This window comes from Rhizomicrobium electricum (genome assembly GCF_011762045.1).
GTDB classification, from domain to species: domain Bacteria; phylum Pseudomonadota; class Alphaproteobacteria; order Micropepsales; family Micropepsaceae; genus Rhizomicrobium; species Rhizomicrobium electricum.
Map to the genome: position 1 here is coordinate 140,955 of NZ_JAASQS010000007.1, position 15,436 is coordinate 156,390.

Annotated in this window: 10 protein-coding genes; 1 reads left to right on the top strand and 9 read right to left on the bottom strand. The window is 62.0% G+C overall.

From position 1 onward, the window contains the following. Positions 1–34 precede the first annotated feature (34 nt). Together FHS84_RS14925 and FHS84_RS14930 are read right to left on the bottom strand one after the other, a co-directional pair. Positions 35–3,214, bottom strand: a complete 3,180-nt coding sequence (locus tag FHS84_RS14925; RefSeq protein ID WP_166935721.1) for an efflux RND transporter permease subunit — start codon at positions 3,212–3,214, stop codon at positions 35–37. A 133-nt stretch (positions 3,215–3,347) separates the two neighbouring features. Continuing rightward, entirely contained in the window at positions 3,348–4,505 is a 1,158-nt protein-coding gene (locus FHS84_RS14930) for an efflux RND transporter periplasmic adaptor subunit (RefSeq protein ID WP_166935723.1), read from the bottom strand. A gap of 113 nt (positions 4,506–4,618) precedes the next feature. On the opposite strand from FHS84_RS14930, the gene FHS84_RS14935 reads away from it, so the two are divergent. After that, positions 4,619–5,242 carry a TetR/AcrR family transcriptional regulator gene (locus FHS84_RS14935; RefSeq protein WP_166935725.1) on the top strand — a complete coding sequence of 208 codons (624 nt, stop codon included), beginning with the start codon at positions 4,619–4,621 and terminating at the stop codon, positions 5,240–5,242. Between the two features lie 15 nt (positions 5,243–5,257). Here FHS84_RS14935 and FHS84_RS14940 read toward each other — a convergent pair whose 3' ends face one another. From FHS84_RS14940 to FHS84_RS14970, 7 genes are read right to left on the bottom strand one after another with little or no spacing between them, the layout of a single operon-like run. Beyond that, on the bottom strand, positions 5,258–7,645 hold the full coding sequence (locus FHS84_RS14940) for a glycoside hydrolase family 94 protein (protein WP_166935728.1): 2,388 nt from the start codon (positions 7,643–7,645) through the stop codon (positions 5,258–5,260). 8 nt (positions 7,646–7,653) lie between these two features. After that, entirely contained in the window at positions 7,654–9,825 is a 2,172-nt protein-coding gene (locus FHS84_RS14945; RefSeq protein WP_166935730.1) for an NTP transferase domain-containing protein, read from the bottom strand. 1 nt (position 9,826) lies between these two features. Beyond that, entirely contained in the window at positions 9,827–11,146 is a 1,320-nt protein-coding gene (locus FHS84_RS14950; RefSeq protein ID WP_166935732.1) for an MFS transporter, read from the bottom strand. Then, positions 11,136–12,254, bottom strand: a complete 1,119-nt coding sequence (locus FHS84_RS14955) for a glycoside hydrolase family 18 protein (protein ID WP_166935734.1) — start codon at positions 12,252–12,254, stop codon at positions 11,136–11,138. The genes FHS84_RS14950 and FHS84_RS14955 overlap by 11 nt, the downstream gene beginning before the upstream one ends. Next, positions 12,251–13,384, bottom strand: coding sequence for an N-acetylglucosamine-6-phosphate deacetylase (gene nagA / locus FHS84_RS14960; RefSeq protein WP_166935737.1), 1,134 nt, complete (start codon positions 13,382–13,384; stop codon positions 12,251–12,253). Before nagA ends, FHS84_RS14955 begins: the two co-directional genes overlap by 4 nt. Further along, entirely contained in the window at positions 13,384–14,391 is a 1,008-nt protein-coding gene (locus tag FHS84_RS14965) for an SIS domain-containing protein (protein WP_166936009.1), read from the bottom strand. The genes nagA and FHS84_RS14965 overlap by 1 nt, the downstream gene beginning before the upstream one ends. 24 nt (positions 14,392–14,415) lie before the next feature. After that, entirely contained in the window at positions 14,416–15,159 is a 744-nt protein-coding gene (locus FHS84_RS14970; RefSeq protein ID WP_166935739.1) for a UTRA domain-containing protein, read from the bottom strand. Positions 15,160–15,436: the final 277 nt, after the last annotated feature.

Below are 15,436 nucleotides of genomic sequence, written 5' to 3' on the forward strand. Positions count from 1 at the left end.
AACCGGTGACGAAAAGACGCGTCACCGGCTGATTTCATTCCGCCGGCGAAACCGCGCCGCCTGGAGCGTCGCGCCGGGCCGGTGATGTCAAACGGACTTCCAGCATTCTGAGCGCCACATAGAACACCGGGGTGAGGAACAGACCGAAGAAGGTCACGCCCAGCATGCCGAAGAACACCGCCACACCCATGGCGTGGCGCATTTCGGCGCCGGCGCCGGTGGAAAGCGCCAGCGGTACCACGCCCATGATGAAGGCGAACGACGTCATCAGGATCGGCCGTAGCCGCAGCCGCGCCGCTTCCACGGCCGCTGCCACGATGCTGCGGCCTTGATGTTCAAGATCGCGGGCAAACTCGACGATCAGAATGGCGTTCTTGGAGGCAAGGCCGATCAGCACGAACAGGCCGATCTGGGTGAAGACGTTGTTGTCCCCGCCGGTGAGCCAGACGCCCATGACGGCCGAGAACAGGCACATCGGGACGATCAGGATAATGGCCAACGGCAGGACCAGACTTTCGTACTGTGCCGCCAGCACCAGGAAAACGAGCAGAACGCACAAAGGAAAGACCAAGAGAGCCGTGTTGCCGGCCAGGATCTGCTGGTAGGTGAGGTCGGTCCATTCGTACCGCATGCCCTTGGGCAGCGTTTCGTCGAGGATTTTCGTGATCGCCGCCTGGGCCTGGCCGCTCGAATAGCCGGGCGCCGGTGCGCCGTTGAGATCGGCGGAACGGAAGCCGTTATAGCGGGTGGCGCTGTCCGGTCCCACCGTCTCCGACAGTCTGATGACCGAACCGAGCGGGACCATCTCGCCCGCGGCGTTCTTGGTGCGGAGCTTCAGGATGTCGTTGGGATTCGACCGGAACGGTGCGTCGGCCTGCGCGATCACCTGATAGGTACGGCCGAATTTGTTGAAGTCGTTGACGTAGATCGAACCCAGATAGATCTGCATGGTGTCGAACACGTCCTGCACCGAAACGCCGAGCTGCAGCGCGCGGGTGCGGTCGAGGTCGGCATCGAGCTGCGGTACGCCGATGTTGAAGTTCGAAAACACGCCGCCAAGCTCCGGCGCCTGACGTGCTTTCATCGCCACGGCTTTCATCGCCGCGTCGAGAGCCTCGTAGCCCTGGTCTGTGCGGTCCTCCACCTGCAGCTTGAAGCCGCCGATCTGGCCGAGGCCCTGGACGGGTGGCGGCGGGAATACGGCAACGATGGCATCCTTGATGCCGAGATACTTCATTTGCAGACTTTGCGAGATCGCCTGTCCCGACAGCTTAGAGCCCGGCCGGTCCGAGAACGGCTTCAGCGTGACGAACACGATGCCGGCCGACGGGCTGGTAATGAAGCCGTTGATGGAAAGGCCGGGGAAGGCCACGGCGCTTTCCACGCCCGGCTCCTTGAGAGCGATATCCGACATCTGCCGGATCACCGCTTCGGTGCGGTTGAGCGTGGCACCCTCCGGCAGCTGCGCGAAGCTGACGAGATACTGTTTGTCCTGCAGCGGCACGAAACCCGGCGGCACGAGCTGGAAGCCGACATAGGTGAGGCCGAGCAGCACCGCATAGACGATGATCGCCCTCGATTTGTGCCGCAGCGTGACGTTCACACCGCGGCTGTAGCGGTCGGAGCCCGAATGGAAAATACGGTTGAAGCCGCGGAACAATGGGCCGCCGAACCGGTCCATCTTGCGGGTCAGCCAATCCTTCGGTGCATGCGGTGATCTGAGCAGCAGTGCCGCCAGGGCAGGCGACAGGGTGAGCGAGTTGAACGCCGAAATGATGGTCGAGAACGCGATGGTGAGCGCGAACTGCCGGTAGAACTCCCCCGTCAATCCGGAGATGAACGCCACCGGCACGAACACTGCGCACAGTACCAGCGCGATGGCGATGATCGGGCGGGTCACCTCCCGCATGGCGCGCAGTGTGGCGTCGCGCGGCGTCAGCCCGTCTTCGATGCCGCGCTGAACGTTCTCCACCACGACGATGGCATCGTCGACCACAATGCCGATGGCGAGAACCAGTCCGAACAGCGACAACGCATTGATCGAGAAGCCGAACAGATACATTGCCGCGAACGTGCCGATGATCGACACCGGAACGGCAAGCAAAGGAATGATCGAGGCGCGCCAGGTTTGCAGGAAGAGGATGACGACGAGGACGACCAGTGCGACCGCTTCAAGCAGCGTGTGCACCACGGCTTCGATCGAGCCGCGCACGAACACGGTCGGATCGTAGACGATACGGTACTCGACGCCGGCCGGGAAATTCTTCGAGAGCTCCGCCATGGTGGCACGGACCTTGTCGGAGATCTGGATGGCGTTGGAGCCTGGCGCCTGGAAAATCGGAATGGCCACCGCAGGCTGATTGTCGAGCAGCGAGCGAAGACCGTACTGGGAGGCGTCGATCTCCACCCGCGCGACGTCCTTCAGGCGCGTGACGACGCCGCCATCCTGCTTGATGATGATATCGGAGAACTGCTCGGGGTCGCTGAGCCGGCCTTGCGCATTGATCGGCAGTTGCAGTTCGCCGCTCTTGCCGTAGGGCGGGCCGTTGATGACGCCGGCCGCGACTTGAACATTCTGCCGCCGTACCGCGGCGACGAGTTCGTCGGCGGTAATGGAGCGCTCGGCCATCTTGTCGGGATTGAGCCAGAGGCGCATGGCGTAGTCGCCCGAGCCGAAGATCTGGACCGAACCGACGCCGTCGATCTTGGCGAGCTGGTCCTTGACGTTCAGCACCGCGTAGTTTCGCAGATACAGAGTGTCGTAGTGTTTGTTGGGCGAGATCAGGTGCACGACCATGGTGAGGTCGGGCGAGCTCTTGGCCGTCGTTACGCCGAGATTGCGCGTCACATCGGGAAGGCGCGGCAATGCCTGGTTGACGCGGTTCTGAACCAGCTGCTGGGCCAGGTTCGGATCGGTGCCGAGCTTGAACGTCACCGTCAGGGTGAGCTGGCCGTCGCTCGCCGCCTGCGAGGACATATAAAGCATGCCCTCGACGCCTTGGATCTGCTCTTCCAGCGGCGTGGCGACGGTTTCCGCGATTACTTTGGGGTTGGCACCGGGAAATTGCGCCCGCACCACGACCGACGGCGGCACGACCTCGGGATATTCCGAGATCGGAAGCTGAAAGAGGGCAATCAATCCGGCGAGGAAGATCGCGACCGAGATGACACCGGCGAAGATCGGCCGGTCGACGAAAAACCGGGACAGGTTCATGACTGCTCTCCAAAAGCGCAACCGGAAAAGTGCAAAGCGGCTTTCAAGTCAGCTGCGCGACAGAAGATGGTGATCGACACGACCGGAAAAATGCGAGGCAGTTTTCCGGTCGTTCTGGTGGCAGAGATGGTGTTCAGCGCGATGCGATTTTGGACTGCACCAAAACCGGCGCGCCCATGGCAACATGCTGCACGCCGTCGACGATGACCTGATCGCCGGTTTTGAGGCCGCTGAGTACGACCCGTTCGCCGTCGTTGGCGGCGCCCAACTGGATCTCGCGCATTTCCGCCTTCTGGCCTTTGCCGACGATATAGACGAACTTCTTGTTGAGGTCGGCAACGATCGCGCGCTCCGGAACGGTAATCGCGTGGCGGTGGTCGCCGGCGCCGAGACGCACCGAAACGAACATGCCTGGAACCAGGCTGCCATCGGCGTTGGCGAACTTGGCCCGCGCCCGGATGGTGCCCGAGCCGGTGTCGATCTTGTTGTCGAAGCTGTAGACCATGCCCTTGTAGGCGTGACCTTCGGTCCCCTGCACGGTCATCTCGACCGGCAGTTGCTGCTCGTCCGCCGCGGTCTCCGCGCGGGCATGCACGGTGCTCAAATAGGTCTGCTCGTCGACTTCGAAATCGGCATAGATGCCGTCATTGGAGACGATCGAGGCAAGCAGCGGGGCGTTCGGCGCGGTCTGCACCAGATTGCCGATTGTCAATTCCGGCCGGCTGATGCGGCCGGTGATCGGCGCCTTTACATACGCGTGGTCGACGTCGACCGCAGCCTGACGCACAGCCGCTTCCGCCACGGCAACGTTGGCGATTGCCACTTGATGGGCATTGACGCGCTGATCGTACATACTGCGCGCGATGGCATTCGCCTTGATGAGTCCGTTGCCGCGTTCGAGTTCCGTCTTGGCCAACGCCGCGTTAGCTCGCGCTGAGGCAAGATCGGCCCTGGCTTTGGCAAGCGTCGCTTCGTAAGGCCTGGGATCGATCACCAGGAGTACTTGTCCGGCTTTGACGATCTGTCCGTCCTTGAAGCGGACCTCGGTGATGCGCCCGCCCACCTCAGGCCGGATCTCGGCGTAATCGACCGCATTGAGGCGGCCCGAAAATTGAGACCACAACTGCACATCGTGCGGTTCGACGCGCGCGACGCCGACCGGCACGGCCTGGGGGGCGCCCTGCGCCGCCTTGGCGGTGGTGCCGACGCCGAAGACGAACGGCAGCGCCAGCAGCGCCCCAAGCGCCGCTGCAAGAAAAACCCTCGGATGTTTGCGGACTATTGCAACCATGATGCCGCTCCACTATTTTGTAATGAACGTCACAGATAAGTTCGTCGCGCGTCTCTTCAAGAGCGTTTCTGTAACAAGTGGTACAAAAATTTTGCATGGGAGGTAGTTGACGAATGGGTCGTCACCGCGAGTTCGATCTCGAAGAGGCCTTAGCCGCCGCCCAAAAGGTGTTTTGGCTCAAAGGCTACGACGGTGCGTCGATCAGCGATTTGACGGAGGCGATGGGCATCAATTCGCCCAGCCTTTACGCAGCGTTCGGTTCCAAGCAGGGCCTGTTCAAGGCCGTGCTCAATCACTACGACGCCTCGCGCGAAAAGGTGATGGCGAAGATTCTTGCCGAAGCCACGGCGAAAGATGTCGCTGCGCGCTATCTTTCGGCACTCGCCGATTATGCGACGGACAAAAAGCATCCGCCGGGCTGTCTGATGATCAAGGCCGGCCTGTCGCCGGGAGAAGGCGAGATCGCCAAACAGCTCGCCCGGCACAAGTCGGCTATGGAGCTGGCGCTGCGCGAGCGCTTCGAGTGTGCCAAACGGCAAGGCGATCTGCCCAAAAGTGCCAATCCCGGTGCGCTGGTCCGCTATCTTCTCGCGATCGGCAGCGGGTTATGTGTGCAGGCGGCTTCGGGAGCAACACGCGAGGAACTGCGCGCCATGGCCGAATTGGCGCTGGTGGGATTTCCGCGATCCGAAAAGAAAAAGGCGGCCGTCAGGAAACTTGCGCCGGCCGCCGTTTAGGAAAATGAAAGCCGTTCAGCCGAGAACGACCTCCACTTTTGCGAGGCTTCCATCCGGCTGCGCGGGTACTTCGCGAACGGGTTCGCCGTTGAGCGCGATCGCCTTCACGCCCTTCGAGACGTGCGCAGGATTGCTGACGGTGATGTCATAGGTGGCGCCGCGCCATTTCCGTGTCACGGAGAATCCGTCCCACTCAGGCGGAATGCAGGGATCGATGAGAAGGCTCGCGAACCCCGGCCGGATGCCGAGAATCCATTTGGTGACGGCAATGTAGTTCCATCCCGCGCTGCCGGTCAGCCAGGGATGACGGGCGCGGCCATGACGGCGGTGTTCGGCGCCGTAGACGAACTGACAATAGGAATAAGGTTCGGCTTCGCGCGTCTCGACCTTGTCGTTCTGATTATATGGCAGCATCGAATCGTAGAACCGCATCGCGCGGGCGCCCTGTCCCAGTTTCGCGGCGGCAATCACCGCCCACGGATTGGGATGGGAGAAAATGGCGCCGTTCTCCTTGATGCCTTTGTAGACGCGGCCCATGAAGCCGATCTCGTCGTTGGGCTTGGAGAACGAAGGCTGCAACAGATGCAGCCCCCACGGCGTAAACAGATGTTCGTCCATGGCGTCGAGGGCGCTTTCCGCGCGGTCGCGGCGTACGGCGCCTGAAATGACGGCCCAGGTGTTGCTTTCGAGAAAGATCTTTGCCTCTTCGCTGGCACGCGTGCCGATCTTGAGGCCCGAAGCCGTGGTGCCGCGGGCATACCACAGGCCGTCCCACAACTCGCGCTCGCAGGCGTCGCGCACGTCTTCGGCTAGTGCTGCGTAGCGGTCGGCATCCTTCTCGCGGCCAAGGAACCTGGCTGCCTCGACGAAATTCGTCAACGCCCAGAAATGCAGGAAGCTGACCATGCCGCTCTCGCCGCCGCCAAGATTCAAGCAATCGTTCCAGTCGGCACGCAGGCCTTTGCAGATGCCGGAAAGGCCCACCTGCCGCGCCGAGAAGTCGAGCCCGGCTTTCATGTGCTGCCACACAGTGCCGATGCCTTCGTCGGCAAACGGCACCAGTTCGTCGAACAGCGCCGTCTCACCGGTCTCCTTCACATACTCGCAGATCGACGGGATCAGCCAGAGATGGTCGTCGGAGCAGGCGTGCTCGATGCCGTGAATATAGGACGATTTCGCCGGCGCGTGCGCAATGGTCGGGCTTTTGAATTCGAGCTTCTTCTGTGGCTTGAACCACGCCGGATCGAACAGGTGTAGCCCATATCCCTCCCGCACCTGGCCGTGCAGCAATTCCTCGATGCGCTGGCGCACTTTCTTCGGATTGGTATGCGGCACCGCCATGATGTCCTGGCTGGTATCGCGATAACCAAGACCGGTGCGCCCGCCAACCTCAATGAAACTGGCGAAGCGGCTCCAATGCACGCAGGTCTCCGCTTGGTACAGCGTCCAAATATTGGCCATAGTATCGAGACCTTCGTGCGGGGTCTTGGCCTCGAAGACGGCGCACTTCTCGTCCCAATAGCGCTTCAGATCGGCGAATGCGGCATCGACGGCGGCAAAGTTGCCGTACTTGGTTTTCTTTTCGACGCCGACGTTGCGGTTGCCGTAACCGGTTACGAACACCAGCCTCCGGGCCTCGCCCGGCTGAAGCGTGATCGTCTTTTGCAGGCTGGCGCAGTGATTGCCGGTGAGTTCCTGGCTGCCGCTGCACCGACCGCTTGCCACCGCCAACGGATCGCGCTCGCTGCGATAATCGCCGATGAAGGCCTCGCGCACGCTGTCGTATCCGTCGGGTTCGAAGGAGGCGGCATGATAGTGATAGGTCCAAGGCTCGTAATAGAAGTCGTACTCGATCACACCCTCCGCATAGCTCGAGCCGGAAGCGTAGAGCGACATCTGCAGGTTCTGGTTGTCGATCTCGATGTGATGGAAACTCCATTCGAGATAGCTGAACACCGCGATTTCGCGCGGAGTCGTGCCCGTATTGGTGATGCGAACGTCCCAGATCTCGACATCGTCTTCGCGGGTGATGAAAACGAGTTGTTCCGCGCGAATGCCTTTGTATTCGGAACTATAGCGTGAATAGCTAAGCCCGTGGCGGCATTCGTACTCGGCTTGGTCCAGCGGCTTGCCGACCGGCTGCCACGACACGCTCCAGAAATCGCCGTCGGCCTGATCGCGCAGATAGATCCAATGCCCCGGCCAGTCCATCGGCACGCCGTTGGGGCGAAACTTGGTGATGCGGCCATGTTCGGCGTCGCGATAAAAGGAATAGCCGCCGGCATTGTGGCTGAGTACGGCACACATGTCGTTGACGCCAATATAATTGGTCCACGACACCGGCACATCGACGCGGTCGATCACGTATTCGCGGTTTTGGTTGTCGAAATATCCGTAACGCATGTCTTCACTCACGCAGAAGCAAACTGTTTCAACCAGGCGATCAGTTCCGCCGCTTTTTCCGGGCTATCGGCTTCGGCCGCGAGCCGCAGTACGGGTTCGGTGCCGGAGAAGCGCAACTGGGCCCAGTTGTCGTTTTCGAGATAGAGTTTGGTGCCGTCGACGTGGCTGATGCGTTCGACGGCATATCCCGCCACGGTCGTGCACGGGTCCTTCTTGAGCCGTTGCGGGATTGCGATCTTCATTTCGGGCGTCGCCGGGAAGTTCTCTTCGGCGCTATAAAGCCGGCCGGTAATCGCCCAGACTTTTTCCTGCAATTCGGAAATCTTCGCCTTCGTGCGCGCCACCATTTCGACCACGATGCCGGAGGCGAAGATGCCGTCCTTGCCCAAGATGTGACCGCGGATGGTCAGGCCGCCCGAGGATTCGCCGCCGAGAAGTGCGTTGTCCGCGACCATGCCGGCCGCGATGTGCTTGAAGCCGACCGGCGTCTCGGTGCACTTCTCGCCGAACGCCTTGGCAAGGCGCTCCAGCAGATGCGTAGTGGAGAGATTGCGCACCACACCGCCCGTCTGGCCGCGCACTTCGTGCAGATACCAGTAAAGCAGCACCAGTACGTCGTTGAACGAGATATAACGGCCGCGATCGTCCAGCAGTGCGATGCGGTCGGCATCGCCGTCCATGGCGAGACCCAGGTCGTAGTGATCCTGCTGCATCATGTTGATGAGATCGCGCATGGCATCGGGATCGGGCGCCGGACTGCGGCCGCCGAACAGCGGGTTGTGGCGATTGTGGATGAAGTGACAGCGGCAGCGCCCTTCGGTCAGTAGCGTCTCCAGCGTCAACTGCCCGACGCCGTACATCGGATCGATCGCCAGCCTGAGCCCCGCCTTGCGGATCGCGTCCATGTCGATCAGGGCTTCCACGGCGTCGATGTACTGGTTGGTGAAATCCTTCACCGCAACGATCCCGGCCTCAATGGCGAGGTCGAGCTCCAGTTTGATGACATCCGCCGTGGTCAGCGCATTGGTCTCGGCCGCAATGACGCGGGTCTCGTCATCCAACAACAGCGAGCCATCACCATGGAAGACTTTCAGGCCGTTCCATTCCGGCGGGTTGTGGCTGGCGGTAAAGGCGAGGCCGAAGCCCGAGCCCAGCATCGCGGTGGCGTAGTTGATCAGTGGGGTTGGTGCGTCTTCGTTGCAGAGGATCGTGGGGATGTTGTTACCGGCAAACACCTCCGAGGCCGCCTCCGCGGCCTGGCGCGACAGGAAGCGCCGGTCATAGCCGACGATCACGCCCTTTTTCTCAAGACCCTTCCGGGTGATCTCGTTGGCAAGCGCTTGGGAAAGGCGGCGCACGTTGTGCATCGTAAAGCCTTCGCCGATGATGGCGCGCCAGCCGCCGGTGCCGAAGGCGACTTCGTTTTCTTCTTCCTGCCGATGCGGTCGGAACAGCCGCTTTTGCAGGATGAACGCGGCGGCTTCGAGATCGCCGGCGTCGTTGATGCCCCGCACTTCGTCGACATCGTAAAGCTGATAGCTGTCCACCTTGAGACCCGAGTGGAGGAGCTGCTTGACGCAGTCGGTCAGGCGGATTTCGCCGCCTTTGGCCGCAACACGTTTCAGAGCATCGAGAATGGTGGCGGCTTTCACGATATAAGCACCGACATTGAGTTCGCGGATGGCTTTGGTTTCGTCGTCGGCTTCGGTTTGCTCGACGATGTCGAGAATTTTTCCGTGCTCGTCGCGTCGCACCCGGCCATAGGGCAGGTCTTGCGGGACATTGGCGGTGAGCAGGGTCAGCGATACGCTCTTGAGCCGATGCCGGTTCAACAAGCCGCGCAAGGAGGCCGGGCGGAGCAACGGCGTGTCGCCGTAAAGAATGAGAAGGTCGCCGTCGAATCCGGCCAGGGCATCGGCCGCCTGCAACACGGCATGGCCGGTACCGAGCGGCGTGTCCTGGATGACGAGCGCCGGCTCCCAGCCGACTTCCATTTGCACCGCCTTGAGGGTGCCCGGCGCGCTCACCACGATGACGTCGCGCGGCGCCACCAAGCCTTTCAGGTTGCGGATCACATGTCCGAGCACGGTGGTGTCGCCCAGCGGCTGGAGTTCGAGAGCGCCGGTTCCGCTCGAAAGCGGCTTCTGTCCGGCGGCGAGAATAAGGGCTTTCAGAGTCATGTCAGTTTGCTCCGGATTGGCGGGGCTCGCCGTCCGTGTTGCGGAAGGGCACCAGCCAGGAAACGAGGAATGAGGGGATGGTGGCGATCATCACCCAGATAAAAAATTCACGATAACCGAGTTTGTCGCTCAGCATGCCTGAGACCGCCGAGGGGATCAGGAAGCCGAGATTCATCACGGAGGTCGCGAACGCGTAGTGTGCGGTGCGGTAAAGGCCGGGCGCGATCTGCTGCATCATGAAGAGTTGCAGGCCGATGAAGCCGAACCCGTAGCCCAGATATTCCAGGCTCACGAGGCTGGTGATCAGCGTCACGTCATGGGGCTGGGTAAGGGCTAGGACGAGATATACCGCGAACGGAATATTGAACCCGGCGCACAACACCAGAAGCGATCTTCTGAGACCCCGCCCGGCGGTGAAGTAGCCGGCGGCGAGCGAACCCAGAATGAAGGTGATCGGCGGAAACACGCCGTACATGACGCCGATGTCCTGGGTGGAAAGTCCGAGGCCGCCCGCGTCCCGCGTGGCCCGCATGAACAGCGGCACGATCTTGATCGCCTGACCTTCGGCGAAGCGGTACAGCACCAGGAACAGAATGCCCCAGAGGATGTATTTCTTTTCGAAGAAGGTGACGACCACATCGAGGACGGTGTGCCAGCCCTTCTTGTCGTCCGGAAGGCGGGCGCCCTGCGGCAGGAAGATCGCATGCCAACCGGCCACGGCGGCGAGCAGAAGGCCGAAACCGCCCATCGCCAGCGTCCACGCCGTCACCGGGCCGTAGTGTTTTTCCAGCCAGCCGGCGATCCAGACGAACCCGCCCTGGCTGAGGATCTTGCCCACATTGTAGAAGGCGCCTTGCCAGCCGACGTAGCGCGCCTGGTCTGTGGCCGACAGCGTGGTGACGTAAACGCCGTCGGCCGCGGTGTCGTGTACCGCCGAATTGATCGCAATCAGCCCGAAGAAGATCAGCGTCCAGGTGAAGAGATCGGGCAGGTGCAGGCTCAGTGCCAGAAGACCGAAGCAAAGGCCGCCGCCTATTTCGGTCGCCAGCACGAAGGCCTTCTTGGTACGGAACATTTCCACCAGCGGCCCCCACAGCGGCTTGATCGCCCAGGGGATGGCGACGAGGCTGGTGAAGAACGCGATCTCGGCATCCTTGAAACCCAGGCTCTTGTACATGAGCACAGCCACGACGTTCACCATCACGTAAGGCAAGCCTTCCGCGGTGTAGAGCGTGGGGACCCAAAGGGCCGGATGTGAAATGCGTGTACTGGTCTTCGACTTGTCCGCTGGCGCTGGCGCCGCGGCGTCGTCAGTGGTCATCGGTATCCTCGGAAAAGGCGGGACTGGCACTGCGCTGCCGGTCGAGCAGGACGCGTGCTGTCAGTTCCAATTCCCGGGGTGAGACGACGACGGGGTGGCCGCAACGGGGCAGTTTCTGGTCTTTCAGAATGTGCCAGAGCATCGCTCCGTCCTGCGGATTGGCGGCGTTCGAAAGCGGCCCGTCTTTAAGGGCGCGTTCGACCGAATAGGGTTTGTTCACCGGATTGCCGAATTGGTCGGCCTTGATCCGCGCGCCGGGGCACACCGCTTTATCGTCGGTGGCCACCAGACGCGCGGGCCCCCAACCTTCGGGAGCAGTTTCGAATCCGATGTTGAGGGTAATGGTCGATGGAACCAGGGCGCGGTAGAGCGACCACGCCTTGACCGGGTCGAATTCGTCGACGCCGGCGTCGTAGCTCATCACATTGATCATCGAGAGCCTGGCGAACAGGCTGTTGTCGGCAAAGACGAGGCGCTCGCGCCCAGTGCGGCCGTCCCAGACGCCGCTCTTGCCGCCGCACGGTGCGGTGCCGGTCGCTTTGGTGCAATCGGCGCCGGTCGACCACGCCGCCAGCGACAGCATTTTTCCTCTCGCGGCATTCGATAGTGCCCGGATGGCGCCGCGATATTCGGCAATCTGCTTGAGGCCGGTGCCGTCGGTTTCGTAATCGACGTCGATACCATCGAGACCCATATCGCTGACGAATCGTGCCAGCGCCGCGGTATTCTTGCCCGGTTTGTCGGCTTCGGCGGCGAGCGGCGCCCAGTTGAGATAAGTTGCTCCGCCGACTGCCAGAACGACCTTGGTACCGCGCGCTTGCAGAGCCGCGATTTGTTTTTTGAGTGCGTCGGGACTGCTGGCGAATTGCAGGCCCGTCCCTGACCAAGTCTTGCCGTTCCAGGCAAAGTCGGGTTTCGCGAAGGCCAGGATCACATGAGTGTAGCCCGTCGGTGTCGCCGAAAGCTTGGCAGCAGTCGCTTCGAACCAGCTCGGATAATAGCCGACCAGAGCGCGGCTATCGCCGGCGTGGGCCGCAACCGCGGTCGACAACAGCAGAGCGGCGAGGCTTGCCTGCAACACGCAGCGATGTAGGCCCCGCGTTTTCATGGCACCCGACCGCCAATGAAGGTTTTCACGACCTCGAAAGCGTCGTTCATCAGCACCAGATCGGCACGGGCGCCGGGCGCGATCACGCCTCTTTCGTTCTCGAGTCCGAGAAATTCCGCCGCGTTGGTGCTGGCAAGGCGCGAGATCGTGGGAAGATCGACACCGAGATACCCGACCGTCTTCCTGACGATCGCGGCCATGTCGGTGGCACTGCCGGCGAGGGTGCCGTCCGGTCCATAACAACAGCCATCTCTGGTGGTGATGGTGCGCCCTTGCAGCACAAATGTCGGATCGCCGCCGACCGGCGGCATGGCGTCGGTCACCAGCATCAGCCTGCGCGACCCGCGGACGGTATAGGCGATCCGCAGCGCTGCGGGATGGACATGATGACCATCGCCGATGATGCCGCACCAACTTTCGCGATCGTCGAGTGCGGCGCCGACCACGCCGGGGGCGCGGTGATTGAACGGCGACATCGCATTATAGAGATGGGTGAAACCGCGCGCCCCGGCCTTTAATGCGGCGTTGGCTTCATCATAGCTGGCGTCGGAATGGCCGATGCAGACGATCACGCCCGCTTGCGACAGCGCCTTGACGTCGGCCGGTGTCGTCACGTCGGGCGCCATCGTCACCATCGTCTTGCCGTGCTTCAGCGACGAGAGAATGGCGATGGCGTCGGCATCGAGCTTGGGAAATTCCTTCGGGTTGTGGATGCCGCGGCGCTTGGGGCTGAGATACGGCCCTTCGATATGGATGCCGATGATGCCCGGTACGCCGGCTGCCACGGCGGCGTCTACCGCCGCAATGCATTTGGCGATGCCGTCGAGACCGGTCGAGATCACGGTCGGCATCAATGCCGTAGTGCCGAAGCGGGCATGCGCCTTGGCGATGGCAGCGAGCCCTTCGACGGTGGGCGTGTCGTTGAAGAGGACGCCGCCGCCGCCGTTGACCTGCACATCGATGAAACCGGGAATCAGTGTGCTGCCCTCGAGATCGACGGTTTCGGCCCCCTGGGGTACTGCCTTTTCGGGGACGATCGCGATGATGCGTCCGTTGTCGCACAACAGCGCTTTGTCCGAATGAATTCCTTCGGGCGTCAGGATGCGGCCATGGACGAATGCGATAGTCATCAAAGGGTCTCGGTCACTTTGTTGAGCAGCGGTGGATTGTCGGGATTCATGCCGCGGGCGCGCGAAAGCTGCTCGGCCATGCGGTAGAAGCTTTGCAGCATCAGGATCGGCTGCAACGCCGGATGGGCATCGACGGTCGGCAGAACCAACGCCCGCGGATCGTCGAAGCCGGCCAGAAGAATGTCGGCGCCGCTTTGTGCCAGCGCTGCAATCAGGTCCTCCACGCCGGCACGGGTTTCGTCGTCCTGACTGAGGATGAAGGCGGGAAAGCCGTCCTTGGCCAGCGCCATCGGGCCGTGGCGTACTTCGGCTGCGCTGAAGGCTTCGGCATGAAGACCGCAGGTTTCCTTGAATTTGAGGGCTGCTTCCTGTGCCGCGCCGAAGCCGACGCCGCGCCCGATCACATACAGGTCCCGCGCGCCCGCCAGATTTTCCGCTGCCTTGGACCAATCGAGATCCCAGGCCTGGACCATTCTCGCCGGCAGCTCGTTCAGGGCGTTGGTGAGCGAAGAGTCGCCGGCCCATGCTGCCACGAGGTGGGCGATTCCTGCGACTGTGGCGAGGTAGGATTTGGTCGCTGCCACGCTCTTTTCCGGCCCGGCATGCAGCGGAATGGCGACATCGGCTTCGGTCGCAAGCGGCGAATCGATGACATTGACGAACGCGACGGTGAAGGCGCCCGCCTGTTTGGCCGCCTGAAGAGCCGTGACGATGTCGGGACTTTTGCCGCTCTGCGAGGTTCCGATCAGCACCGTGCCTTTGAGATTGGCCTTGGCGCTATAGACCGAGCTGACCGAGGGCGCCGCCGACGAGGTCAGGATGCCGAGCCGCGTTTCGATCAGGTATTTGGCGTAGGTGGCCGCGTTATCGGAGCTGCCGCGCGCCAGCGTCACCACCGCATGCGGTGCCAGTGTCTTCAATCGCGCAGCCGTTGCGGCGATCAGGGCGGCATTGACGGCGCTCTGGCGTGCAATCACGTCAGGGGCTTCCGCCGCTTCACGAAACATCAGGGTCTGAACGTCAAGCACGCGTTACTCCGAAGCGTTGAGTTCGGCGACGAAGTCGTAGGTGTCGCCGCAATAGTAGGATTGCGAAAATTCGACGATGCGACCGTCGCCGAGAAAGCCGCGGCGCTCGACCAAAAGACCGGCGTCTCCTTCCTTGCCGTGCAACAATTCCGTCTGCTGTGCCGTTAAAAGCACAGCGCGCAAGCGCTGCAGCGCCCGTTGCGGCCGGTAACCTGCCTTATCCAAGGCGTCGTACAACGAGGCCTGCACGGCATCGATCGACGGCAGCACGAAGGTCGGAAGAGTGCAGAATTCCAACGACATCGGGGTGTCGTCGGCATAGCGCAAGCGGTTGAAGTGGTAGACCGGCGTGCCCGGCGCGAAGCCCGTTGCCATCGCCTCCTCGGGCGATACGACGCCCTGGCTCTTCTTCAGCCAGACCGAATGCGGACTTTTCCCGCGGCTGGTCATGTCCTCGGTGAAGCTCGACAGCTTGGAAAAGCTCTTCTCGACGCGCGTCGCGACGAAGGTGCCGGAGCCTTGGCGGCGGGTCAGAAGTCCTTCCGAAACAAGCCCATCCAGCGCTTTGCGGACCGTGATGCGGGAGACTGCAAACTCCTCGGCCAGGTCGCGTTCCGGCGGCAGCGCGTCTTCCGGGGCCAGGAGCTTCATCTCGATGGCGCGCCGAAGCCCCCGCTGGAGCTGTTGGTAAAGCGGCAGGCTGTGGTCCTCGTCGAGGTTGCCGATCAAGGCCGAAAGGGAAGTCACCGGTGTCTCCGTAAATGGTCTCAAGAGGGCCGGAATTTGTGGGACCCGACCTAATACCAATGCAATACCACGAAGCCCCTATACGTCGTCAATCTAAAAAAGCGGCATATTTGACGCGTCCATTGCCGCATTATCGGGCATAAATTGGTTCTTGACAGGGCCGCCCAATTTGAGAATGGTATTGCATTGGATATCAATTGGGCGATCCAGACGGGGGCCGCCCAGGATCCAAATGGGGGCGGCGAAGGGCAGTTCGGCGCACTCTGGGGACAAAAAC